Raw genomic sequence first — 23,394 nt, 5'->3', positions numbered from 1 at the left:
AAAAGGCATTCGATTGTGTTATCTGAAGAATAACATGCTCGAATGCCTTTTTGAATACGTCCAATTATTTAGTGCTTACAATTAAGATACGTCGAAAAATAATTTTAAGCAGACTAAAAACCCTCATCGATGAAAAATCGCTTGGAGGGCTTTTTGAGTTGAAGTCGTTATGTTAGAAACGTAAAAGGTAGACACATTCGCTATGCATTCCCTAGGTGGACCTTAAAATAAAAAGGATGACGCTTGACCACTTGGGTAAGAGGAGTATGACACGATATCCTTTTACGAAGCCTTAGTACACTTCTGCTGAAAGCGCCAACTTTAAATGTCACCCAGACAATGAATACAAGTTTGCTTTATTTTTCTGGAGCCCCATCACCATCCGGCTTTGCCGCGTCTGACGAAGCCGTGTTATCTGTTGATGGTTCATCACTTTCTTCATTCAAATCATCATCGGCACTTGGGATTCCTGAATTTTTAAAAGCTTCGGTCGCATCAACAACAATGTCATCTTGGCTCTTCTCAGCATTACCATCCTCAGTCTCTTGTTGATTATCAGTGAAAGTCTTAGCTTTCTCTGAGAACTTTGAAGAAGCTTCCTTGACGTTACCCTTTGCCTGGTCCATCTCGTCTTTTAAAACATCTTTAAAATCACTCATCGCGTCATTTGCGTAAAACGCATAGTCAACTGCCCGATCGCGCAATTCGTCTGATTTTTCACGCAAATTTTTCTTCATACGATTCTTTTTATCTTCATCTAATTTTTGATAAGCTGCATATAATCCAGCACCTAACAATCCGGCGAAAATTCCGCCTGCAAGTTTTTTACCCATATGAACAACCTCCTTATTTATTCTGTCGGATGATTCTTAGAATGGCGATGATTACGATACATATTCCAAGCAGATTTGCCAAATTTGCCAGCAATTCCGGCAGTGACACCCTTTTTACCAGTTTCTTTAACTTTTCCAGTCAGATTCTGAGTGGCTTTGTTAAGACTTGAAACACTCTCACCTAAATCTGCAGCCGCTTGAAAGACAGGCGTTACAATATTTAATTTGTCGTCCACGTCTTTGACCAGACTATTGGATGTGGCCATGATTTTATCCGTCTGTTTGGTAATCACATCGACGTTGCTAGTCATGGAACGGATCGACAAATTCACTTCAGACATGGTTTTGCTGACCTTCATTAAGAACAAACCGATAAATAGTACGAGTAATAAAAACGCAATTGCGGCAATCAATCCCGCGATCTGTCCAACTGTCATCAAGATTCCTCCTTGTGCAACAATTTACTTAAGAATAGCATTACCACCAGGGTTTGACAATGAAATTGTTTTTCATGACACCTGTTTCAATTAACAGATTGATTTGCTAATATGTACTTATATCAAAGAATTGAGGAACCAAAATGTTAAAAATAGTTAATCCGACCATTTTATCAATTAATTGGAAACATTACATCAATTTATTCGATTGGCAAAAGCTTCTTATTCAAGTAAGCGAAAAAATTGGTGTTATTTTATTATTAACCCTTCTGATGTTAATTTGCCGCCGGCTTGGCAAAACAATCATCAATCATTTTTTTAAACGGTACCGGGAAAAATATCAGAATACGGTGACTGAAAAAAGGATCAAAACATTTCACACCCTCACGATGAATATTTTGGTCTATTGCTTATGGTTCTTTTGGATCTACTCCATCTTATCCGCTATCGGGGTTCCCGTGGGTACATTGATTGCGAGTGCCGGTGTCTTTAGCTTAGCAATTGGTCTTGGGGCTCAGGGCTTTGTGACGGATATTGTCAGCGGTTTTTTCATCTTGCTTGAAAAACAAATTGAAGTTGGGGAATACGTCCAGATTAACGCTATCCGAGGAACAATCAGCTCTGTTGGTCTGCGTACCACTCAAATTGTTGCCGACGATGGGACTCTCACGTTCATTCCTAATCGAACCATCACGACAATCTCCAACATGTCTCGCAATAACATGACCGCAATGATTCAAGTGGCAATTCTCCCGGAAACGCCCATTGATAAGGTCATTGAGATAATCAATCAGATAAATGACCGGGAGCTTCCTCATTATCCAGACATTATCGGCCAACCGAAGATCATCGGTACTGTCAGCCTGCCAGATGGCAAACTCGTCGTTCAGGTAAATATCACAACCAAAAACGGTGCTCAATACCAAGTGTCTCATGATTTCCTTGCGAAATATCTTTCAGAATTAAATAAAAACGGGATCCCATTACCGAGTAGCCCAATGATTGTTCCAGGGAAACCAACAAAATAAACAATCTGAGCCAATAGACGCTTTGATCTCAGAACTTAACGAAAAGGATCAACTATTCCAAAATCAGGAATAATTGATCCTTTTCGTTAACTGGCCGTGATCAGCCGTTTGTCGCAGTTTTTTTATCCAAGTGGCTCTGGCGATCCAAACGAATGATTACGGATTGGAAATTAATATATGTCCGGGCTTTTTTTGATCAAAGGATTATTCTTTTGGCAGAAAGCTCGACTTTGACTGCGGCTTACGAACTACTCACGCTGGTTTTGTGAGTGTCGCCCTTTTTTGCCTGCATGTAAACTGGTAGCGCAATGTAATGTTTAGAGAAATTATGGGCCAGAAAATTGAGTTCCTTGAAAATTTCCCGCCGCGTAATAATTCCCTTGAATTCGTTGTTACTATCTACGTATGGTAAAAAGTTTTCATCTTCAAGGTAACGCAAAATTGCCTCTAAATTATCCCGCTCGTAAATTGTCGGCACTTCTTTTTGCATGACCTCTTTGACTTTCATTGTCTCCAATGGTCGGGTCGTGATGCCGGTATCTTGCAGCATTTGTTCTGCAATCATCGACAAAGATACCAATCCCTTAAAATGATTATGATTATCCAGAACTGGAATCTTAGCATATTTAATTTTTGTTAGTACGAGGAAAACGTGTTGAAGATTATTATCTTCATTAACCGTTGCAACTAAATCTGCAGGAATCAGAATATCCCGCTTGCTTTCCCTCATTACAGTTTCGATTGGCTTATCAATCATTGATGAACAAGGTCTCCTTTTTATTTAGTGAACGTGAAATGTAAGTTCTTAACAGGGGTCAATTGGCGGTCATAATACTGGACATCGTATTGATTCTGGTCCGCAGTTAAAACTGCGTAAGTCCCGCCAATTGATGCATATTCACCGCGTGGATATGAGATACTACCCGGATTCAGTAACAAGATACCGTCATCTTGGGTGACACCAAGTTGATGCGTGTGACCAAACAATGCAATTGTGGCTTGCTTGCTCCTTGCAAATAAGGCTAAAGTGAGCAATCCACCATTCACATTTTGGAGATGACCGTGGGTAAGCAAAACCACTTCATCACCAATTATCACAGTTTCATCAGTTGCAAAAGAACTCGCATCCATATTGCCAACAACAATATGGAGTTTTGCAACTAATGGATCAGCTGCCTGAAACTCGGAATCTCCACAATGGAATATTCCATCAACCTTTCCAGCATACCGATCCACGATCTTTTCAATAATTTGGCGATCACCATGATTATCACTGACAATGACAATTTTCATTGATCCCACAACCCTTGTAGTTTGTTAATCATGTTTCGAATGGCCCGGCCACGATGACTAATCATGTTCTTATCATGAGTTGTCATCTCTGCCATGGTCTGTTGCTTTTCCGGAACATAGAAGAGCGGATCATAGCCGAAGTCGTTATCACCACGAGGAGCGCTCAGGATTTGCCCGTTCACTCGTCCAGCGGCTTCAACTTTGTCGCCTTCTGGAGTTAAATATATCAGAACTGATTCAAAATAGGCATCCCGATTGGATTTATTTTGCATTTCTTTAAGAAGTTTAGCATTATTAGCTGCGTCATCATGGTCACCAGCATAGCGAGCTGAATGAACACCCGGGTCGCCATTCAATGATTTGACAACCAAGCCAGAATCATCGGCAATCACCGCTTGGCCAGTGTATTTCATAATTGCCTGAGCTTTGAGCGTTGCGTTTTCAGCAAATGTGGTGCCAGTTTCTTCAACGTCTGGTGCGTTTGGAAAATGCTTAAGTGATTTGACAATAATTCCCGTGTCCTTGAAAGCATCTTCAAATTCGATAATTTTGTGATCGTTCTTGGAAGCAATCACAATTTGATCTGGTTGTTTCAAGTTATGAGCATCCCTTTCAGATATCTAAGTGATCAGCAACAACTTTTTTATTTAATAAATTTTCAGCAATCTTTGCAAATTCAGCAGGATTACCGGTAGTATGAAACTGGTTAGCGATGTTAGCAGCACCAACCGATAATTGTTGGTGCTTGTTCAAATATTCTGCGACCTTTTGAGCAGTGGCAATCCCTGGATCTACCAGAGAAACCCGCTGGCCAACGACGTTTTGAATTTCTTGACTCAAAACTGGAAAATGGGTACACCCCATGACCAGTGTGTCAATTGGCAAATCACTGAAATATGCTAACCGATTGTTAACGGCGACCTGAGCAGCTTGCGTTCCGGCCAGCCCTTGCTCAACCATCGTCACAAATTCAGGACAACCCAAAGCGTAAACGTGACTTTCCGGATTTAAGTTTGTGATAATTCGTTGATAGTCCCCTGATCGAACGGTCCCATTTGTCGCAATCACACCAATCTGACCAGTAGCTGACGTTTTAACAGCCGAGTCACTCCCCGGGGCAATGACGCCAATCACAGGGATTGGTAAAATCTGCTGAAGATATTCCAGCGAAGCGGCGGTTGATGTATTGCAAGCAATGACAAATAATTTAACGTTTTGAGTCAACATATAGTCAGCAATCCGTTTTGTTAATGCTTTGACCGTTGCTGAACTTTTTTGCCCATACGGTAAATTGGCTTGATCGCCAACAAAGATGTACGATTCATTTGGAAGTATTTTGACAATTTGGCGGAGGACAGTTAAACCACCAACCCCCGAATCCATCACGCCAATTGGGCGATTATCCACCTGAATTCCTTCTTCCTTTATTGCTAATATCATTATCTTGCAAGCAATTAAGATATTCAACTAACAAAACAGACTTAGTAAATATATTGTATAATAACTTTATTACATTTTGCATTGATGGAGATTAAAAAATGGATAACGAAGCATATAGCACATTGATTGACAGCAACAGTGGCACAGATATCCTTGGTCAAGAACTCATTCGCGATGATCTATTGCCCAGCATTTTAGGTAATGATTCCCACGAAATTTCTTACTGGGCGGGTAAGCGATTATCTCGAACTCACCGACTCGCAACTTACGAAGACTTGGAAACCTTCTTTAGCCAGTTCAAATTTGGTGATCTCAAATTACTGAAGCGAACCAACAGCCAGATCAACTGGCAATTAAGCGGTGAAATCGTCGCCAATCGCCTATCACTTTTTGAAGATCCTGATTTCTTTCTAGAATCCGGTTTCATTGCTCAAAGCTGTCAATACATTCTTGATCAGCAAGCCGAATCCGAAGTCGAGAAGGTCAACGCTTCAAAGGGAATTGTGTTGATCACCACTTATTTAAGCAAGGACAAGCCCAACGATGGTCAAGAGGCATCAGAAATTTTCAAAATTGTTGAGAACTCTGATGATTCTACTGCTGAACCAAAAACTAAATAACTGTTTGCAATTTAAAAAGCGCTGTGAAGGCCTCTGAGGTCTTTCGCAACGCTTCTTTAGACATTAGTCAGTATATTGAGCCAATACCTTCTTAAGTTGTTCCTTAGGATGATAGCCAACGATTGTATCAACGACTTGGCCATCCTTCTTAACAAGCAGAGTTGGAATACTCATGATGCCAAATTTTGAGGCGGTATTCGGATTCTTGTCGACGTCCATTTTATTAAAGGTTACGTCAGCCATTTCATCTGCTAATTCTTCAACAACTGGTGATTGCATCCGACAAGGGCCACACCAAGTTGCCCAGAAGTCTGTCAAAGTAACGCCTTTGGCAGTATCTTGCTCAAAAGTTTGATCTGTTGTTTCTTTAACCATTTCAAACACTCCCATCTTCTAATAAACTAATACTACCAATTATTTGAAAAAAAGCAAATAAGTTGCACACAATTTATTATTAAAATTTCACGATGGTGGATCCATCGCCACCTGCGTTCGGGGCAGAATAGCCAAAGCTCTTTACCCGTTTATTGCGCTTTAAATAGTCTGTAACGCCTTTTCGAAGTGCCCCGGTACCTTTACCATGAATAATCGTAACAGACGGGTAACCGGCTAATAAGGCCGAATCAATGTATCGATCCAGCTCGTACATCGCTTCTTCATATCGATGGCCCCTCAAATCAAGGGTTGGTGACATCCCAGTTGAACGGGTTCTGGAAACATGCGTCTGAAATTTCTGATTTGATTTCTTCTCTTTCCCAACTTTTTCAAGGTCAGCTTCATTGATTTTCATCTTGAGAATTCCAATTTGCACATCCCAGGTACCATTTTTTTCTTTTCCAATCAGGAAACCCTGTTGGCCATATGATTTGACCAACACGTCGTCACCAGGATGAAAATCATGCTTGGCTTTTTCTTTGGTGAGCACCTTATTCTTCTTTAAATTAGGAGCTACTTCCAGCTTGTTAAGGGCACCCTTTGCATCGATTAATTCATTTTCTTTAACTGCAACTTGGCCAACCTGCTTTTGCTTTTGATGAAGGTCGGCAATGATTTTATCAGCTTTCTTTTTAGCCTCTTCGACCACCTGATTCGCTCGCTCTTGGGCTTGCTCGGTCAAACGATCTTTTTGGCTTTGATATTTATTAAATTGATCAGTCAATTCATGATGAAGTTTCGTTGATTCGCTCAGCTGCCGCTGCAATTGATCTGCTTCATCATGAGCCCGTTTGGTTTGGGCCGTCAATTCCTCAATCATGTTATTGATATCTTGATTTTTCGAATCGGTGAATGCTCGGGCATTGTCAATAATTTGCTTGGGAAATCCAAGCTTTCTGGCAATATTCAACGCATTACTTTGACCGGGAATGCCCATCAAGAATCGATAAGTTGGCCGTAAGGTATCGACATCGAACTCCATCGAAGCATTGATGACTCCAGATCGATTATACGCAAATGCTTTTAGTTCAGGATAATGAGTTGTGGCAATTAATTCGCACCCAGTAGCGTGAATTGCATCAATAATCGCCATTGCGAGTGCTGCCCCTTCTTTAGGGTCGGTTCCAGCACCCAATTCATCCAATAACACCAAACTCTTTTTGGAGATGTGATGCAATATCGAAATGATATTATCCATGTGAGATGAGAAAGTACTCAAATTAGCTTCGATTGACTGCTCATCACCAATATCCGCAAAGACTTCATCAAACACGCCGATTTGGCTGTCCTCGTTTGCGGTAATAAACAGCCCCGATTGCCCCATTAACTGGAGAATTCCAACCGTTTTGATCGTAATCGTTTTACCACCCGTGTTTGGGCCGGTCACGATGATTGTCTGATACTGATCACCAATCGCGATATCGTTAGCCACCACCCGGTCCTTATCAATCAGTGGGTGCCTTGCTTGTCTCAAATTAACATTGTTTTTGGCAGAAATCAGTGGTAGCACACTGCCAGTTTGATGAGCATACTTCGCTTTGGCATTGACGAAGTCTAGCTGACCAACCAAGTTCATATTCTGCATCAATTCATTTCGATATGGTCGAATGAGGTTGGTTAGTTCAGCCAATATTTTTCGAACCTCAGCTTTTTCAGCAAGCTGATCTCTTCGAAGTTGGTTATTCATTTCAACCACGTTGCTCGGTTCGACATATAGCGTTTGCCCAGAAGCACTTTGATCGTGGACAATCCCACCAAACCGCTGCTTGTATTCTGCCTTGATTGGCAGGACAAATCGATCGTCACGAACGGTAATAATCGGTTCGCTCAGATATTTAGAATCCGATCCCTTAGTAAATTTGCCCATCCTGGCCCGAATGTCAGTCTGGGTGCGACCAATTGACTTTCGAATTGACCGCAGCTCCGAAGAAGCGGAATCTAAGACCCGGCCATCATCATCGATCGAAGAAATCATTCGTTTGGTAATTTCCGGCATTAGAGTCAATTGATCAACAGTTTTTGTCACTGTTCGCAAATGAACTGCCTCTTCTACTAAATCATTGAAGAATGAATGAACCACCTGAACGGCTCGCAATAATTTAGTAATGTGGGCCAGCTCAGTGCCGCCTAATGAGGCATCTTCAATGCGGAGTCGTTTCATGTATGGAGAAATTTCCGTTAATTTTGGAATTGGAATTTCGCCCTTCAACCGGACAATATCAGCCCCATCGGCCGTTTCGTTCAACCGATCAGTGACCACATCAAAATCTGGGCTGGGTCGTAAATTTCCTAAAATCTCATTGCCCCGATCCGTTGTTAAATAAGCAGCCAGCTGCTGTTTAATTTTGTCATATTCTAGTGTTTCTAATACCTTTTCGTTCATACGTTCACCTCACTGGAATTCTCATCCCAAATCTGCATCATCTTGTCGGACAGAATTGGGGTCTTGGTCACAATCCATTGAGAAATCGCCGATTGATCATATTGCTGATGAATTGCCTGACTGGGCAAGATCAACAAGAAACTCAATATAATAAAAACCAATAAATAGTGTGAAATAAGATTCACCCCGCCGCCAAGTAATGAATTCACCTGACTAATAAGGGGTAGTTTGGTAACAGGTCTGATCATATTTCGGATCATCCTGACGAGCCTAGTAATGATCACAAATACGACTATAAATACGATCCACTTAATGATTGTTCCCATCGAGGCGCTGCCTGAATGATTGTTCAAAATCCCAGTCACAAAATCACTCACCGGTGTGGTAAAAATAATGGCCCCAACCGTTGCAGCAAAAAAACCAACCAGATTGAATAGCTCCACTACCAGCCCCCGGTGAATACCTCTTAGAAAGCCAATGATTAAAATGAAAAGAATGCCAATATCAAAAATCATCGTCATCAACCTCTCGTATTTGACTAATCATTTTTGTGAGTTGAGTGCCCTTGTTGAAGATGTTTCTCTTCAAGTTTAAATTGCTTAGAAATTGCATTGAAAGCAATCAAGATTGCCCGCTCCTCTTCCGTAGAAGCTGGCATCGCTTCATGCAATTGATCCAATTGTTCGTTGAGTAAATCAGTTACCGCCTGCATGTGTTCAACGGTTCCATTACCCACCAATACATAGTCTTTACCAGCAATTGTTGCTTTAAATCGCCGTTTCTCCTTTTTTTCCATTTACTCACATCCTAAAAAAATCAATTAAAAAGGACTGAGACAAAACTGACGCTTTGTTCTCAATCCCTACATCCATTTGATCAAATGACCGCCACTTTACTGGCCATCATCGGTGCTGTCATCGTCTTGATCATCGCCATCTTTGCCTAAGAAGGTATTAAGGACTGATTCAATCATATCCCATTCCTTGTCGGTTTCGATTGCCTGAAGTTCACCGCCTTGAGGATCACTTGGATCGTCACCCTTTGGAAGCGCATATGCTTGGATTTCAACCTCATCATCATCGCTCTTGCCGGCTGGGTAAATCAGGATATAAGATCTGTCGAAGTCTTCTGACTTAAAAGTGAACAAAACATCGTATAATGTTTCTTCACCATTGTCATCAACTAGTGTAATTTGTTGTTGTACTGGTTCATCTGCCATAATTTGCATACCTCGCTAAATTTTTGTTAGTTTTCCTTTTCGGTCTAGATAGTTTTGCAAGATCAAGCCTGCTGCTAACTTATCGATAACCTTTTTTCGCTTTTTCCGAGAAATATCGGCCTCTTCAGTAAGCATCCGTTGAGCCTCAACAGTTGTCAATCGCTCATCTTCAAAGTCGACCGGTAGATCAAACTTCTTCTCCAAACGCTTACCATATTGTTCGGACGCCTCAGCTCTAGGTCCCAGCGAATTATTCATGTTTTTGGGTAAGCCAACGACAAAGCCGTCAACTTCATATTGATCGACTAGTTCTGCCACCCGATCTAAACCAAATTGTTGATTCTCCTCGTCAATTGGAATGATTTCCACCCCTTGAGAAGTCCAACCAAGAGCGTCACTAACTGCAACTCCCACGGTCTTTGAACCAACGTCTAATCCCATTAATCTCATTTTTCACCTTTTTTTGTTTCTGTTGGCTGATTGCTTGGATGGTTGTCCAAATAGAAACGAACTAGTTCTTCGATTATCTCATCGCGTTCATGCCTGCGAATCAAATTACGAGCGTCCAAATTACGTGGAATATAGGCAGGATCACCGGAAATCAAATACCCAACTATCTGATTATAAGGATTGTATCCTTTCTCCTCCAATGCGGCATACACAGTCAATAATGTATCTCGAACGTCTTTAGGCTGATCCTCATTGAAATTAAAAAACATTGTTTTATCTAACGAACTCATACGATTCACCTCTATGACATACGGTCATTTGTACTAATTTTAACTGATTATCCGTAAAACTACAATCAAGAGAGGCAATGTAATCGACATGTAATCGCAGTGTAATAATTATTCGTTAGTTAACCAATCAACAGCAGCGTTCATTGCCTTATCCAACCCAGCTGGATCCTTACCGCCAGCTTGGGCCATGTTTGGTCGACCACCGCCGCCACCTTTAATGTTACCGGCGATTGACTTAATCAAATCACCGGCCTTAATGCCAGCTTTTACCTTATCGTCCGCCACTGCAACAATCAGATTAGCTTTCTGGCCACTGCCAGTTCCTAACACTAACACGTCTGAAAGTTTCTTAGATCGCCAGGTATCGGCCAGTTGTCGCAGCTGATCCATCCCAGCATCTTTAATAATACCAGTAATGATGGTCTTATCACCAGCTTGTTTCTTGTCACTAAAGACATTTTGGGCTTGCTGACCAGCCAATTTCGCCTCGAGGGCCTGCTGTTTTTGTTGAAGGGCTTTGATTTCATCTTGAACTTGAGTTACCCGAGTTGGCACATCTTTAATCTGGTTAACCTTCAAAGAACTGGCAATTTGATTCAGCTCTTTATTACGATCATTCAGTAATTTAAAGGCATCTTTGGAAGTAACAGCTTCAATTCGACGAATTCCGGCTCCAACACCAGATTCTGAGACAATTTTGAACAAGCCGATGTCTCGCGTATTCTTAACGTGAGTACCACCACAGAATTCGACTGAGAAGTCACCAATACTAACTACTCGAACCTTGTCACCATATTTTTCACTGAATAACGCAATCGCCCCCATCTTCTTACCGGTCTTCGGATCAGTGACAACTGTGTCAACATTAGTTTCATTGAAGATTTGGCGATTCACCATGTTTTCAACTTTTTCCAAATCTTCGTCAGTTACCTGACCAAAGTGGTTGAAGTCAAATCTTAGATAGTTAGGCTCAACTAATGACCCGGCTTGTTGGGTATGGCCACCCAAAACATTTCGTAATGATTGATCAAGCAAATGAGTTGCGGTATGGTTCTTTTCAACTCGACTGTGGAACAATCGATCAACCACTAAATGATACTTGTTGCCCTTAATTAATGGCTCTTGAGTTTTCAAAGTGTGCAGGTTCTGACCATTTGGTGCATGTTGAACGTCAACAACATCAGCGACCTTATCGCCTTCTTCATCAAGGACAACTCCTCGATCAGCAACTTGGCCACCCATTTCAGCATAAAATGGGGTTTTATCGAAAATGACTTCAACTGTCCCACCCTTTGACTGATTAACCAGCTTTTCATTTTCAATAATTTCTTGAATGCTGGCATGATCAACTTCGAGGGTATCATAGCCGACATATTCACTATGATCTTTAACTTCAAGCAATAGATCACGTTGAACACCCATGGATTTAGCCCCACTTCTCGCATCACGGGCCCGTTGCTTTTGCTTATCCATTTCAGCTTCAAATCCCTTATGATCCACTGTTAGGCCAACCTCCCCAGCTTCTTCTTGAGTCAGTTCAACTGGGAATCCATAAGTGTCATACAGTTTAAATGCCGTCGGGCCATCAATAATGGTCTGGTTCTGCTTCTTGGCCTCTTCAATCACTTGATGCAATAACTTTAAGCCATCGGCCAAAGTTTCATTAAATCGATCTTCTTCTGATCGAATCACTTTGGCAATGTAATCTTTTTGTTTGAGAACTTCAGGGTAGTATGATTCCAATGTTTGACCAACGACTGGGGCCAATCGATATAAGAAGGCTTCGTTGATACCTAAGCGTTGGCCGTTAACAATTGCCCGACGAATTAATCTTCGGATAACATAGCCACGACCAACATTAGAAGGTAGGGCACCATCACCGATCGCTACCGTGATTGTCCGGGCATGATCCGCGATAATTCTAAAGGCAACGTCGTCATGTTTATTGTCACCATATGTCTTGTTGTCACTCAATCGTTCGGTTTCTTTGACCATCGGTAAAAACAAATCAGTTTCAAAATTGGTTCTGGCATGTTGGAAAATCGAAACCACCCGTTCAAGACCCATTCCAGTATCAATGTTTTTCCTTGGTAGCGGCTCGTAGGTATCTTGTGGGGTATGGTTAAATTGTGAGAAGACAATATTCCAAACTTCAAGCCAGCGATCATTTTCACCGCCAGGATAATTTTCCGGATCATCATCGGCAAGATTATCAAAATCTGCCCCCCGATCATAGAAAATTTCTGAATCCGGGCCTGAAGGGCCTTGACCAATATCCCAAAAGTTATCTTCGATTTCAATAATGTGATCGGGGGCAACCCCAACTTTTTCCCAAAACTTCTTGGCATCAGTATCCTTAGGGTAGACAGTCATGTAAAGCTTTTCCTTATCCCAACCAAACCATTTCGGCGAAGTCAGCAATTCAAAAGCCCACGTGATTGCTTCTTTCTTGAAGTAATCGCCAACTGAAAAGTTTCCAAGCATTTCAAATAACGTGTGATGCCGTGGCGTTTTCCCCACATTTTCAATATCATTCGTCCGAATACTCTTTTGAGAGCTCGTCATCCTCGGATTCTTTGGAACAACTGATCCATCAAAATATTTTTTCATCGTTGCCACTCCAGAGTTGATCCAAAGTAGGGTTGGATCATCCACTGGGATTAAAGAAGCGCTGGGCTCAATTGCGTGGCCCTTTTCTTGAAAAAAGTCTAAAAACATTTGGCGAATCTCGCCACTGCTCAAGTTCTTCATCATTCATTCTCCTCTGACAAAATTAAAACACCATTGCTAACAGAGACGCCAATTGACGCGGTACCACTCTGATTGCAACGATGTTTATCGTAACCACTTAATCTCTATAACGTAGAGTTGCGTTTTCATTTGAAAGTTAAGAGAGCACTGATTGGTTTAAATCGTTTTTTGCATCAACCAAAACGTTTCTAAAAGATAAATTCAATCAGCATATTCTTAAGACATTAAAAGTATACTTTTTTGTTAAATAGCTGTCAATCACTTATATCGAGATGAGCTATTCTTTCGTTGCTTTCGTTGGGCACGGGCTTCTTCACGCTTTTTAACCCGACGGTCCATCTCGTCTTTTCTGGCAATTGACATCTTAATTTGACGTTTATAACCAGGCTTGACCTTCTTCTTTTTCTTTTTAATCATGCCAATCATGGTTGGATCAAGCTTTTCGTGCTTCTTGCGATGAGTCTTTCGACGATGACGATCGTATGTATCGACAATCTCGTGATTACTCAGTGCTTTCGGCTTGAAATGAATCCCCATGTTCTCAAGTTCTTGAACGTCTTTTTCCTCATCTGGTGAATAGAGGGTAATCGACACTCCAGACATCCCATTCCGACCAGTTCGGCCAACTCGGTGAATGAAAAATTCAAGATCTTCGGTCGGGATATCATCGTTAATGACTTCAGAAACCCCTTCGATATCAATTCCTCGGGCCGCAAGATCGGTCGCAACAACGAATTGGAAGTCCAGGTTTTTAACCCGTCTCATAATTTGCTTTCGTTCGCGGGGTTTAACGCCGCCGTGAATCATCGCAACCTTCAGGCCCTGTTTCTTCAAATAATCTGTCAATTCTTCCACTCTTTTTCGCGTGTTGGCAAAAATCAAAACCAAATAAGGTTCACCAACTGTCAAGAGGCGGTAGATTAGCTGATTCTTATCATGACCTTTAGTTGAAATTAACCAGTTATCAATCGTGGGACTGATAATTGAGGAAACCGGAATTTCTTCAATGACTGGATTTTGCATATATTTGCGGAGAAAAACATTGATCTTTTGTGGAATGGTGGCCGAAAAGACCATCATTTGGACATGTTTACCGAAGCTGGCAGCGATACTATCCACAACGTCTAAGAATCCCATGTCAAGTGTCATATCGGCTTCATCAATGACCAGCTGGGAAGCTGTATGAACATCTAAACCACCGTTTTTGATCAGATCCCAAATTCGACCTGGCGTTCCAATGACGAGTTGTGGTTGTTCTCGCTTCAACTTGGTCTCCTGCCGCAACTTATCGGTACCACCAACATAGGCTCCGGTGGAAATCGGTTGATCGCTGTGTTTAGCAATTTGTTTAGCAGCATCAATAATTTGGTAGGCTAATTCTCGACTTGGGGTGGTAATAACCGCTTGAACTTCGTGAACGTCCGGATCAAGCTGATTAAAAATCGGCAGTAAAAAAGCGTGCGTCTTCCCACTACCAGTAGCGGATTGACCGACGACATCTCTACCTTGAATAATCTTTGGAATCAGTTTTTCCTGAACTGGTGTCGGCGTAAAAAAGCCAATATCCTTCAAGGCAGCCAATATATAGGGTTTTAAATTAAATTCTGAAAAATTGCTCATATACTCTCCTACTTCTTGTAGTTAGAAACGACCTCATTTAAATCTTTGACGAATCCATCAATGTGCTTTTCGTCTTCAACCACGGCTCCACTCGCAAGTGGATGACCACCGCCGCCATACTTTTTAGCAAGTTCATTGATCGAAGGGCCCTTCGAACGTAACCGAATCCGGAACCCGCCGTCTTTTTGCTGAACAAAGATTGCCCACGAAACCACATCTTTGATTTTCCCAGGCAGTGGCACGACAGCTGATGTGCTGTCATCGCCAAGTTTGAATGGCTCTAATACCTTATCTGAAAGGACCAGATAAGCTGCTCCACTATTGAGAATGGTTAAGTTGTCATAAACATAAGCAGACAATCGGGCCAACGGAATATCAATCTCATCTTCAATCTTATTGACCTCACTGGCCGAAAAATCATATTCAGTCAACTTAGACGCAACCGCTAAAGTGTGGGAAGAAGTTGATGGATACATAAACCGACCAGTATCACCCACAATCCCTGCGTATAATAATCGGGCACCTTTGGCAGGCATGGTCAACTCCGCACGATTAGCGGCAAAAAAATCGTAAATTAATTCAGAGGTACTAGAAGCTTCGGGCTCAACCCACATGATATCACCAAATGCATCATCGTTTGGATGGTGATCGATCTTAATCATCACCTTGCCTTTGTTGAACCGATCGTCGTCAACGCGTGGCTGATTAGCTGTATCAACGACGATTACCAATGCATCTTTGTACTGATCATCAGAAATCTCATCGGTTTTGCCAAGCCAAGCAAAGCCATCGTACTGCTTACCAGCGCAAAGAATCGTTTTATCTGGGAAAGATGCCTTGAGAATTTGAGCCAATCCCATTTGAGAGCCGATCGCATCAGGATCTGGTCGCTTGTGTCGATGAATGATGATGGTTTTATATTGCTTAATAGTTGTTAAAATTTGTTCTTTAATTGACATGTCATTACTCCAATTACTTTATTGTCGAACACTTAAGTATACACTAGAACCCCAATAATACAAACTAGGTCTTTTGAACATCGCCGTTGTGGAATAAGTCCAACGCAATATTTTCATACGTTAAATCGTCCAGGTTAGTGATCGTAATCCCTAGTAGCCGGACACCGGTAGAAATGTCAGGCATATCCGTCAACAAGTCACCTGCAAGGGCAAAGTAATCGGCTGGGTCATTTTTGATGTAGTCATCTAAAGTCACACGTTTGGTGAAGGTTGAAAAATCTTTGTAGCGGATCTTGAGGACCAACGTCTTACCATGTTTCTTTTTGTTGTCCATCGCTTGGACCACCATTTCAGCAATCCGTTGCAGTTGGGCATCCACTTCTGAACTGGTCCTGATTTCGGGTCCGAAAGTCCGCTCTTTGCCAATTGACTTTCGAATTCGTTGATACTCAACTGGACGCTCATCAACGCCCCGGGCGCGTTCATACAAAACATACCCAAACTTGCCAAAATGTTTAATCAAATCCATTTGTGACCACTGCAATAAATCAGCGCCGTTTGCAATCTGCAAGGCTTGCATTTTGGGAACTGTCTTCTTACCTACCCCGCGGAATTTCTCAATCGGTAACTTGGTCAGAAACTCAATGGCATCTTTTTGGGGGATCACGGTAATTCCAACCGGTTTTGCGTAATCGGAAGCTTCTTTCGCCAAAAATTTATTATACGATACCCCCACGGAGCAAGTCAGCTTTGTTTGTTGCCAGATTTCTGTTTGAATCATTCTGGCAACCTGAATTGGATCAGAAAGATGCCGCTTGTTGTGAGTAATGTCTAGATAAGCTTCATCAAGGGCAACTGACTCCACGGCATCGGTAAAATGATGAAAAATTTCATGAATTTGATCTGAAACTGACCGATACAGGCCAAAACCAGAAAATCGAAAAACAGCTTTCGGACAGAGCTCTAAAGCCTTCTGGGCACTCATCGCTGAATGCACGCCAAATCGTCGCGCATTGTAATTGGCAGTTGAAACAACCCCGCGGCCACCCGTCCTTCTTGGATCGCGGGCAACAATCAGCGGCTGGTTTTTTAAACTGGGATCTTCACGTTCTTCAATTGAGGCGTAGAAGGCATCCATATCAACATGAATGATTTTTCTGCCGTTAATAGTCATGATTATCAACCTCTAAATCAAACGTACGTTCTCTCTTACCGCAAAAAAATGGTTGGCCAAAACATCACGTTCCGGTACCAACCCAAGTAATTGAAGCTTACTTACTTTCTTTATTCTGATCAGCTGCAGAATCGCTTGCTTGGTCAGAAGCCGCAGACTTATCATCAGCTGCATCTGATGCAGGAGCCTCATCTGTTTTAGCAGAATTCGTCTTCGTATCAGTTGTAGCAGTAGCTGGGGCAATCCCCGGTTGCTTGATTTGAGCAACAGCGCTTAAATCAAAAACCAAGTAGATGCCATCACAGTCCAGGGTAACGGTCTTTTCGGCTTCGTTGATTTCATCAACAACACCGTGTAAACGGCCAATTGTAACCACTGAATCACCAGGTTTAATCTTCGACAATTGTTCCCGACGCTTTTGCTGCTGCTTTCGTTGAGGACGAATCATCAAGAAATACATCAATGCAAATAAGGCAACGATCATTAAGATCGAGAGATAACTACTAGAAGAACCATTCAATATTTTTCACCCACACTTTCATAAGAATACTTTACCAAATAAGTTGTCAACCGTCTAGGTCTAAAAGTTTTTTGCGTTAGGTTTATTATACCCATACTGCTCAAATACTTCTGCCCGCAGATCCAGCAAATTATCATCCATAATAGCCTGCTGAACCCGTTTCATCAAGTGAATTAAGTAATACAAATTATGATAACTGCAAAGACGCAGGCCAAATGTTTCGTCTGCTTTAATCAAATGACGAATATATGCCCGCGTATAGTTACGGCAGGTATAACAATCGCACTGATCATCCAAAGGAGTGAAATCTCTAGCGAACTTGGCATTTTTGACGACCAAGCGACCATGGGAAGTCATCACGGTCCCATTCCTGGCAATTCTGGTTGGCAACACACAGTCAAACATGTCAATTCCACGAATAACCCCATCAATCAAGGAATCCGTCACGCCGACCCCCATCAAATAACGAGGTTTATTTTCAGGTAACAATGGCGTTGTTGCTTCCAAAATCCGATTCATTTCCGTCTTGGATTCTCCAACCGACAAGCCCCCGATTGAATAACCTGGGAAATCTAAACTTACCAAATCCTTGGCAGATTGTTGTCTAAGATCCTCAAATCCAGCGCCTTGAACAATTCCAAAGAGTCCCTGTGTATCAGGATTACGGTGGGCTTTTAACCCCCGCTCAGCCCAACGACTCGTCCGTTCAACTGATTTTTTAACATAATCATAAGATTCAAAGAATGGCGGGCACTCATCTAGGCTCATCATAATATCTGGACCCAGATCATTCTCAATTTGAATAGCTTTTTCCGGTGAAAGAAACATCTTGGAACCATTTAACTCATTTTTGAATGTAACTCCTTGTTCCATGATATCCCGATTTTTGGCAAGCGAGAACACTTGAAAACCACCCGAATCAGTCAAAAGCCCTTTATGCCAATTCATAAACTTGTGTAGACCACCTGCTTCTTTAACAATGTCTTCACCAGGTCGTAACCACAAGTGATAAGTATTGGCCAAAACAATGGTTGCCCCCATTTTATCAAGCTCTTCAGGGGCCAATGTTTTAACCGTTGCCTGAGTTCCTACTGGCATAAAGATCGGGGTCCTAAACGTCCCGTTGGGCGTGGTGATTTCACCAAGCCGAGCACCAGTGTGTTTTTCCTTTTTAATCAAGCGATAAGTTATCGCTGGTTGCATGTAAAGTCCTCCTTGCAAGAGCTAATCAGCCGTTAATGAATGTACATTGCATCCCCAAAACTGAAGAAACGGTACTTTTCTTGGATGGCATGCTCATACGCATTTAAAATGTTTTTCCTGCCAGTAAATGACGCAACCAGCATAACAAGCGTTGATTTAGGCAAATGAAAATTGGTGATAAATGAGTCCACCACTTGCCATTGATAGCCAGGCTTGATGAAAATATCTGTCCACCCTGAATCCGGCCGAATTTCACCGTTGAACTTAGTCCCAACAGTCTCCAACGTCCGAATAGAAGTTGTCCCAGTCGCAACGATTTTGCCACCGTTATGACGCACATCATTCAAAGTATCAGCCGCTTCTTGAGATAAACGATAGAACTCGCTGTGCATCTTGTGATCTTCGATATTTTCCTCATCAACAGGCCGAAATGTTCCTAGTCCCACGTGAAGGGTTAAATATACCAGATGAACACCCTTGTCAGCAACCTTCTGGAGTAATTCCTTTGTCCAGTGCAAGCCAGCTGTCGGAGCGGCCGCAGAGCCCATTTCCTTGGCGTAAACTGTTTGGTAGCGATTTGGATCATCCAGCTTCTCTTTAATGTATGGTGGCAATGGGGTCTCACCTAATTTTTCGAGAATTTCAATGAAAATGCCCTCGTACTTGAATTCAATTTCTCGCCCACCATGATCCAATTCTTTGGTTACAACAGCCTTTAACTGGCCTTCCCCAAAGTCGATCACAGTTCCAACCTTAGCCCGCTTAGCAGGTTTCATTAACGTTTCCCAACGGTCTCCCTCAATGTTATGCAGCAAAAGGACTTCCATATTAGCCCCAGTATCTGCTTTGACACCGTAGATTCGCGCAGGCATCACCTTGGAATCGTTCATCACTAACGCATCGCCAGGATTTAAGTAATCAATAATGTTGTAGAAATGCCGGTCCTGCATCTCACCAGTGTCTTTATTCAAAACCAGTAATCGAGACTCATCGCGATCTTTAATCGGTGTTTGCGCAATCAATTCATGAGGTAGATCATAATCAAAGTCTTCAAGTGTGTAATTTGTTTTCATAATTAGTTCCCTTCGTGCTTATTCGGCATTGGGTAATTCAAATGATCGTAACCTTTTGGTGTAACCATTCTTCCCCTGGCAGTCCGTTTAATCAATCCAATTTGAAGAAGATATGGTTCATACATTTCTGCAATCGTATCGGTTTCTTCGCCGATATTTGCCGCCAATGTATTCAAACCAACCGGTCCGCCATCATAATATTGAATCATCGTTTTCAATAGCTTAATATCTGTGTCATCCAAGCCCAAATCATCAACTTTAAGCTTGTCGAGCGCATAACGGACAATCTCCAAGTCAATGTGATCTCGATCAGAAACTTGAGCGAAATCCCGGACCCGTTTTAGGAGTCGGTTTGCAACTCGAGGAGTCCCTCGGGATCTTAATGCAATTTCATGGGCACCGGACTCGAGGATTGGAATCTGGAAAATGTCAGCCGTTCGTTTAACAATATCTTCAAGATCAGCAACCCGGTAATAGTTCATGTGCTCAACAATACCAAACCGATCTCGAAGTGGTGCAGCCAGCATGCCTGCCTGTGTCGTTGCTCCAATGAGCGTAAATGGCGGCAATGGGAAATGAATTGGATGGGCCCCCGATCCCTGACCAACGATAATGTCAACGTAAAAATCTTCCATTGCAGAATAGAGCATTTCCTCAACAACTTTTGGCAACCGATGGATCTCATCGATAAACAAGACATCCCCCGGTTGCAGCTCATTTAACAAAGAAAGCAAATCACCGGGCTTATCAATAGCAGGCCCGCTAGTGGTTCGGATACTGACACCCATTTCATTAGCAATCACCATGGCCAGAGTTGTTTTACCTAATCCTGGTGGTCCATACAACAAAACGTGGTCAAGAGATTCTTCCCGTTGTTTGGCGGCTTTAATATACACACCCAATTTATTTTTAACGTCGTCTTGACCAATATATTCGCTTAACGTTTGTGGTCGCAGTGACTTTTCGATGCTGCTCTCTTCAGAATCAACATTATCGGGAGAAATAAGTCGATCATCTTTTGGCTCGGTCAAATTATCATCCTCCCTTTTAATGCATCAGTAATTTAAGGCCCATGCTCAAATATTCGTCAGTCGACAGACCCGTTTTGGCTGCAAGGTCATTTTCAATTCCGTCAACCTGTTTAGCGCCATATCCCAGTGCTTGAAGGGCAGATAAGGCATCTGTCAATTCTTGGGATTGCGGAGCGGCACTCGACTTTTCCTGAGGGATCATCCCATCAGTTGCGATATCGTTTAACTTATCCTGCAGATCTAAAATAATCTGTTGAGCAGTCTTCTTACCCACACCAGGGAACTTCGTCAGAAACTTGACATCTTTGCTTTTAACTGCAGCAACCAACCCATCACGGTCATTACCAGCAAGAATTGCTAAGGCACTCTTGGGTCCAATTCCGGAAACGGCAATCAACTTTTCAAACAATTGCTTATCTTCAATATCATGAAACCCATATAAGAGAATAGCTGAATCACTTACTGACTGATAAACATAAACCCGAACAGCCGTTTTGCTATCGACTTTAAATTGAAACGGGTCAGCTGCATACACTAAATACCCAACCCCGCCAACAAGCAATACAATGTGAGTTGGCTTAATATCCACAACGTAACCATCAAAAAACTCGAACATGAGAAACTCCTCTTCAAAAAACGTATGTTTGCTTGTTAAATTGTATCACAATTGACAGATCACCACGACAACAAAACTTAGAGAATCTCTTGGTCAGTGTGGTGTGGGTCTTGAATTCGTTTGAACATTTTTTCAATATCTTCATTGGTAAATTTAACGAGTACTGGGCGGCCATGAGGACAGTTATATGGGTTTTCACACTCTGGCAAACGTTGGAGAAGGGCAACGGCTTGCCGCTCATCCAAATGGTGATTAGCCTTGATTGCCCGCTTACAGCTCATCATGATAGCTGTTTTTTCTCGAAATGCAGCCACTGAAATTTTATGATCCGATAAAATCCAGTCAATCATTTCTTTGATTGTATCCTCTTCTTGACCAGCCTTAAACCACATCGGATGTTCACGGACAATGAAACTATTTTGACCAAACTGTTCCAAATGGATCCCAAGCGTCCTCAGCAAATCTAAGTGTTCATTTATCAACAGAAAGTCAGATGTTGAGTAGTCAAGAACAATTGGCACCAACAAGTTTTGCTGATCGTCAGAAACTTCCCCAATTGCCTTTCGATAATGCTCATAGTTAATCCGCTCCTGAGCAGCATGTTGATCCACTAAATACATACTATCCGGGGACTCAGCAACCAAATAGGTTCCATGAATTTGACCAATGTATTGCAGGCTTGGAAAACCAGATTCAGAGACCAGTTCTGACTGTTCAGGTTCCTTTTGCCGATTCAGCGTACTAACAGGCGGTACAGGTGGATCCCCAGCATCTTCAAAAATTGGAACAGCACTTGGTTCTGCCTGCATTAATTCATCAAATTGAGCAACGGCTGGACTATTTAAATCAGCCTTTGTCTTAACAACCACTGGCGTGACGTCAGGCTGATCCGCCGTCACCATGGGGGCAGGATCAGCTTCGAATAAAGGTTGATTGGTCTGCTCTTGATCCGCTGTTGAAACATCAAACTGTCTTGGCATAACGTTAAACGGCTTCTTAAAATCCCGAGTCGCGTCAGGAATCAATTGCTTGTCTGAAAGCATCTGCATGATTGCCCCGACAATTAATTTGCCGATTTCAGGTTCATCGCTAATGCGGACTTCTTGTTTGGTTGGGTGAACATTGACATCAATCAAAGCAGGATCGATATCAACTTTAACCACGGCAATTGGGAACCTGCCGATCATCAATTTTGACCCATAACCTTCAATAACCGCTTTAGTGAGTGGATAATTACGAATAAACCGCCCATTCAAAATCAATGAAATATAATTGCGGCTCGACCGGGTTAATTCTGGCAGACTCACAAAACCAGCTACCTTAATATCCATGCCTTCCGCAGAAATCGGGGCCAACTTGGCAACGGTTTTGACACCATAAATTGCGCCGAGAACCTGTCTCAAGTCGCCCCTTCCAGACGTCCGCAAAAGTTCACGGCCATTACTAATAAATGAAAAGGCAACTTCAGGATGACTCAGTGCCAAGCGGTTTACGATGTCTGAAATTTTTGCCAGTTCAGTGTTGGGAGAACTCAAGTATTTTAACCGTGCAGGGGTATTATAAAATAACGATCGGACTTCAACCGTGGTTCCCTTACGAGATTCAGCGGCTTTTTGCTCAACGAGCTTGCCGCCTTTATATTCAATTTGCGTCCCAATTGAACCAGTGGACGTCTTCATCAACACATTTGATACGGAACTGATACTAGGGAGAGCTTCACCACGAAAGCCTAATGTCCGCACCCGAAAGAGATCCCGCTGCTCGGTGATTTTACTGGTCGCATGCCGTAAAAAGGCGGTCTTGACTTGGGAACTGTCAATTCCATTGCCGTCGTCAACGACTTTGATCAACTTTAAGCCGGAATTTTCAACGGTAATATCAATCTCAGTACTTTTGGCATCTATTGAATTTTCAACTAATTCTTTCACCACTGATGCTGGCCGCTCGACAACTTCGCCAGCTGCGATTTGGTCTGCTAAAATCGATGGTAATTCATGAATCTTATTCAAAGAGATCACC

Annotated in this window: 25 protein-coding genes; 2 read left to right on the top strand and 23 right to left on the bottom strand. The window is 42.2% G+C overall.

Features of this window, described 5'->3' with window-relative positions:
• Positions 1-356: 356 nt before the first annotated feature.
• Together KTE19_RS04830 and KTE19_RS04825 are read right to left on the bottom strand one after the other, a co-directional pair.
• Positions 357-833 (bottom strand): YtxH domain-containing protein, encoded by a 477-nt coding sequence (locus KTE19_RS04830; RefSeq protein ID WP_217161364.1) that lies wholly within the window; start codon positions 831-833, stop codon positions 357-359.
• A 17-nt stretch (positions 834-850) separates the two neighbouring features.
• Positions 851-1,270, bottom strand: coding sequence for a DUF948 domain-containing protein (locus KTE19_RS04825; protein ID WP_217161365.1), 420 nt, complete (start codon positions 1,268-1,270; stop codon positions 851-853).
• 143 nt (positions 1,271-1,413) lie between these two features.
• On the opposite strand from KTE19_RS04825, the gene KTE19_RS04820 reads away from it, so the two are divergent.
• Positions 1,414-2,298 (top strand): mechanosensitive ion channel family protein, encoded by an 885-nt coding sequence (locus KTE19_RS04820; RefSeq protein ID WP_217161366.1) that lies wholly within the window; start codon positions 1,414-1,416, stop codon positions 2,296-2,298.
• Between the two features lie 241 nt (positions 2,299-2,539).
• Here the strand turns inward: KTE19_RS04820 and cbpB are convergent, their stop codons facing one another.
• Genes cbpB through murI form a run of 4 tightly spaced genes read right to left on the bottom strand, consistent with a single transcriptional unit; the run spans position 2,540 to position 4,998 of the window.
• The gene (cbpB, locus tag KTE19_RS04815) at positions 2,540-3,055 is read right to left on the bottom strand and encodes a cyclic-di-AMP-binding protein CbpB (protein WP_217161367.1); all 516 of its coding nucleotides are present in this window, start codon (positions 3,053-3,055) and stop codon (positions 2,540-2,542) included.
• 20 nt (positions 3,056-3,075) lie between these two features.
• Positions 3,076-3,591, bottom strand: a complete 516-nt coding sequence (locus tag KTE19_RS04810) for a metallophosphoesterase (RefSeq protein ID WP_217161368.1) — start codon at positions 3,589-3,591, stop codon at positions 3,076-3,078.
• Positions 3,588-4,187 carry an XTP/dITP diphosphatase gene (locus tag KTE19_RS04805; RefSeq protein ID WP_217161369.1) on the bottom strand — a complete coding sequence of 200 codons (600 nt, stop codon included), beginning with the start codon at positions 4,185-4,187 and terminating at the stop codon, positions 3,588-3,590. Before KTE19_RS04805 ends, KTE19_RS04810 begins: the two co-directional genes overlap by 4 nt.
• A 16-nt stretch (positions 4,188-4,203) precedes the next feature.
• Positions 4,204-4,998: a glutamate racemase gene (gene murI, locus KTE19_RS04800; RefSeq protein ID WP_430673516.1), complete on the bottom strand. Its 795-nt coding sequence runs from the start codon at positions 4,996-4,998 to the stop codon at positions 4,204-4,206.
• 131 nt (positions 4,999-5,129) lie between these two features.
• Here murI and KTE19_RS04795 point away from each other — a divergent pair, with 131 nt between their 5' ends.
• Positions 5,130-5,651, top strand: coding sequence for a DUF2507 domain-containing protein (locus KTE19_RS04795; protein WP_217161370.1), 522 nt, complete (start codon positions 5,130-5,132; stop codon positions 5,649-5,651).
• Between the two features lie 63 nt (positions 5,652-5,714).
• Here KTE19_RS04795 and trxA read toward each other — a convergent pair whose 3' ends face one another.
• The 17 genes from trxA to mutL form a co-directional block, all read right to left on the bottom strand.
• Complete coding sequence (gene trxA, locus KTE19_RS04790) at positions 5,715-6,026, bottom strand: thioredoxin (protein WP_054746565.1); 312 nt, start codon at positions 6,024-6,026, stop codon at positions 5,715-5,717.
• Between the two features lie 79 nt (positions 6,027-6,105).
• On the bottom strand, positions 6,106-8,469 hold the full coding sequence (locus tag KTE19_RS04785; protein ID WP_217341730.1) for an endonuclease MutS2: 2,364 nt from the start codon (positions 8,467-8,469) through the stop codon (positions 6,106-6,108).
• A complete protein-coding gene (locus KTE19_RS04780; RefSeq protein ID WP_217161372.1) occupies positions 8,466-8,984 on the bottom strand; it encodes a CvpA family protein in 519 nt (172 codons plus the stop codon). The genes KTE19_RS04785 and KTE19_RS04780 overlap by 4 nt, the downstream gene beginning before the upstream one ends.
• A gap of 23 nt (positions 8,985-9,007) precedes the next feature.
• The gene (locus tag KTE19_RS04775; protein WP_217161373.1) at positions 9,008-9,265 is read right to left on the bottom strand and encodes a cell division protein ZapA; all 258 of its coding nucleotides are present in this window, start codon (positions 9,263-9,265) and stop codon (positions 9,008-9,010) included.
• A 96-nt stretch (positions 9,266-9,361) separates the two neighbouring features.
• Positions 9,362-9,697: a DUF1292 domain-containing protein gene (locus tag KTE19_RS04770; protein ID WP_217161374.1), complete on the bottom strand. Its 336-nt coding sequence runs from the start codon at positions 9,695-9,697 to the stop codon at positions 9,362-9,364.
• Between the two features lie 6 nt (positions 9,698-9,703).
• Entirely contained in the window at positions 9,704-10,138 is a 435-nt protein-coding gene (gene ruvX, locus KTE19_RS04765; RefSeq protein ID WP_054746563.1) for a Holliday junction resolvase RuvX, read from the bottom strand.
• Entirely contained in the window at positions 10,135-10,428 is a 294-nt protein-coding gene (locus tag KTE19_RS04760; RefSeq protein ID WP_056982909.1) for an IreB family regulatory phosphoprotein, read from the bottom strand. The genes ruvX and KTE19_RS04760 overlap by 4 nt, the downstream gene beginning before the upstream one ends.
• 108 nt (positions 10,429-10,536) lie before the next feature.
• Entirely contained in the window at positions 10,537-13,179 is a 2,643-nt protein-coding gene (alaS, locus tag KTE19_RS04755) for an alanine--tRNA ligase (protein WP_217341731.1), read from the bottom strand.
• A 258-nt stretch (positions 13,180-13,437) separates the two neighbouring features.
• Positions 13,438-14,799, bottom strand: coding sequence for a DEAD/DEAH box helicase (locus tag KTE19_RS04750; protein WP_217161375.1), 1,362 nt, complete (start codon positions 14,797-14,799; stop codon positions 13,438-13,440).
• An 8-nt stretch (positions 14,800-14,807) separates the two neighbouring features.
• Positions 14,808-15,758, bottom strand: coding sequence for a DHH family phosphoesterase (locus tag KTE19_RS04745; RefSeq protein WP_217161376.1), 951 nt, complete (start codon positions 15,756-15,758; stop codon positions 14,808-14,810).
• A 64-nt stretch (positions 15,759-15,822) separates the two neighbouring features.
• A complete protein-coding gene (gene dinB / locus KTE19_RS04740) occupies positions 15,823-16,932 on the bottom strand; it encodes a DNA polymerase IV (protein WP_217341729.1) in 1,110 nt (369 codons plus the stop codon).
• A 97-nt stretch (positions 16,933-17,029) separates the two neighbouring features.
• Complete coding sequence (gene yajC, locus KTE19_RS04735) at positions 17,030-17,416, bottom strand: preprotein translocase subunit YajC (protein ID WP_217161402.1); 387 nt, start codon at positions 17,414-17,416, stop codon at positions 17,030-17,032.
• Positions 17,417-17,512: 96 nt separating this feature from the next.
• On the bottom strand, positions 17,513-18,655 hold the full coding sequence (tgt, locus tag KTE19_RS04730) for a tRNA guanosine(34) transglycosylase Tgt (RefSeq protein WP_217341728.1): 1,143 nt from the start codon (positions 18,653-18,655) through the stop codon (positions 17,513-17,515).
• A 32-nt stretch (positions 18,656-18,687) separates the two neighbouring features.
• Complete coding sequence (gene queA / locus KTE19_RS04725) at positions 18,688-19,728, bottom strand: tRNA preQ1(34) S-adenosylmethionine ribosyltransferase-isomerase QueA (RefSeq protein WP_217161379.1); 1,041 nt, start codon at positions 19,726-19,728, stop codon at positions 18,688-18,690.
• Between the two features lie 2 nt (positions 19,729-19,730).
• Positions 19,731-20,759, bottom strand: coding sequence for a Holliday junction branch migration DNA helicase RuvB (ruvB, locus tag KTE19_RS04720; RefSeq protein WP_217341727.1), 1,029 nt, complete (start codon positions 20,757-20,759; stop codon positions 19,731-19,733).
• Positions 20,760-20,775: 16 nt separating this feature from the next.
• The gene (gene ruvA, locus KTE19_RS04715; protein WP_217161381.1) at positions 20,776-21,375 is read right to left on the bottom strand and encodes a Holliday junction branch migration protein RuvA; all 600 of its coding nucleotides are present in this window, start codon (positions 21,373-21,375) and stop codon (positions 20,776-20,778) included.
• A gap of 77 nt (positions 21,376-21,452) precedes the next feature.
• Positions 21,453-23,384 (bottom strand): DNA mismatch repair endonuclease MutL, encoded by a 1,932-nt coding sequence (gene mutL / locus KTE19_RS04710; RefSeq protein ID WP_217341726.1) that lies wholly within the window; start codon positions 23,382-23,384, stop codon positions 21,453-21,455.
• Positions 23,385-23,394: the final 10 nt, after the last annotated feature.

It is taken from the genome of Lentilactobacillus dabitei, assembly GCF_019061365.1.
Taxonomy (GTDB): Bacteria; Bacillota; Bacilli; order Lactobacillales; family Lactobacillaceae; genus Lentilactobacillus; species Lentilactobacillus dabitei.
Note: the sequence above shows the minus strand (reverse complement) of the source record. Positions and strands in the feature narration are given on the sequence as shown.

Bases quoted from the DNA above. Each gene is read 5' to 3' on its own strand.
- KTE19_RS04830 (WP_217161364.1), bottom strand. From the start codon at position 833: ATGGGTAAAAAACTTGCAGGCGGAATTTTCGCCGGATTGTTAGGTGCT.
- KTE19_RS04825 (WP_217161365.1), bottom strand. From the start codon at position 1,270: ATGACAGTTGGACAGATCGCGGGATTGATTGCCGCAATTGCGTTTTTA.
- KTE19_RS04820 (WP_217161366.1), top strand. From the start codon at position 1,414: ATGTTAAAAATAGTTAATCCGACCATTTTATCAATTAATTGGAAACAT.
- cbpB (WP_217161367.1), bottom strand. From the start codon at position 3,055: ATGATTGATAAGCCAATCGAAACTGTAATGAGGGAAAGCAAGCGGGAT.
- KTE19_RS04810 (WP_217161368.1), bottom strand. From the start codon at position 3,591: ATGAAAATTGTCATTGTCAGTGATAATCATGGTGATCGCCAAATTATT.
- KTE19_RS04795 (WP_217161370.1), top strand. From the start codon at position 5,130: ATGGATAACGAAGCATATAGCACATTGATTGACAGCAACAGTGGCACA.
- trxA (WP_054746565.1), bottom strand. From the start codon at position 6,026: ATGGTTAAAGAAACAACAGATCAAACTTTTGAGCAAGATACTGCCAAA.
- KTE19_RS04785 (WP_217341730.1), bottom strand. From the start codon at position 8,469: ATGAACGAAAAGGTATTAGAAACACTAGAATATGACAAAATTAAACAG.
- KTE19_RS04780 (WP_217161372.1), bottom strand. From the start codon at position 8,984: ATGATTTTTGATATTGGCATTCTTTTCATTTTAATCATTGGCTTTCTA.
- KTE19_RS04775 (WP_217161373.1), bottom strand. From the start codon at position 9,265: ATGGAAAAAAAGGAGAAACGGCGATTTAAAGCAACAATTGCTGGTAAA.
- KTE19_RS04770 (WP_217161374.1), bottom strand. From the start codon at position 9,697: ATGCAAATTATGGCAGATGAACCAGTACAACAACAAATTACACTAGTT.
- ruvX (WP_054746563.1), bottom strand. From the start codon at position 10,138: ATGAGATTAATGGGATTAGACGTTGGTTCAAAGACCGTGGGAGTTGCA.
- KTE19_RS04760 (WP_056982909.1), bottom strand. From the start codon at position 10,428: ATGAGTTCGTTAGATAAAACAATGTTTTTTAATTTCAATGAGGATCAG.
- alaS (WP_217341731.1), bottom strand. From the start codon at position 13,179: ATGAAGAACTTGAGCAGTGGCGAGATTCGCCAAATGTTTTTAGACTTT.
- KTE19_RS04750 (WP_217161375.1), bottom strand. From the start codon at position 14,799: ATGAGCAATTTTTCAGAATTTAATTTAAAACCCTATATATTGGCTGCC.
- KTE19_RS04745 (WP_217161376.1), bottom strand. From the start codon at position 15,758: ATGTCAATTAAAGAACAAATTTTAACAACTATTAAGCAATATAAAACC.
- dinB (WP_217341729.1), bottom strand. From the start codon at position 16,932: ATGACTATTAACGGCAGAAAAATCATTCATGTTGATATGGATGCCTTC.
- yajC (WP_217161402.1), bottom strand. From the start codon at position 17,416: ATGATCGTTGCCTTATTTGCATTGATGTATTTCTTGATGATTCGTCCT.
- tgt (WP_217341728.1), bottom strand. From the start codon at position 18,655: ATGCAACCAGCGATAACTTATCGCTTGATTAAAAAGGAAAAACACACT.
- queA (WP_217161379.1), bottom strand. From the start codon at position 19,728: ATGAAAACAAATTACACACTTGAAGACTTTGATTATGATCTACCTCAT.
- ruvA (WP_217161381.1), bottom strand. From the start codon at position 21,375: ATGTTCGAGTTTTTTGATGGTTACGTTGTGGATATTAAGCCAACTCAC.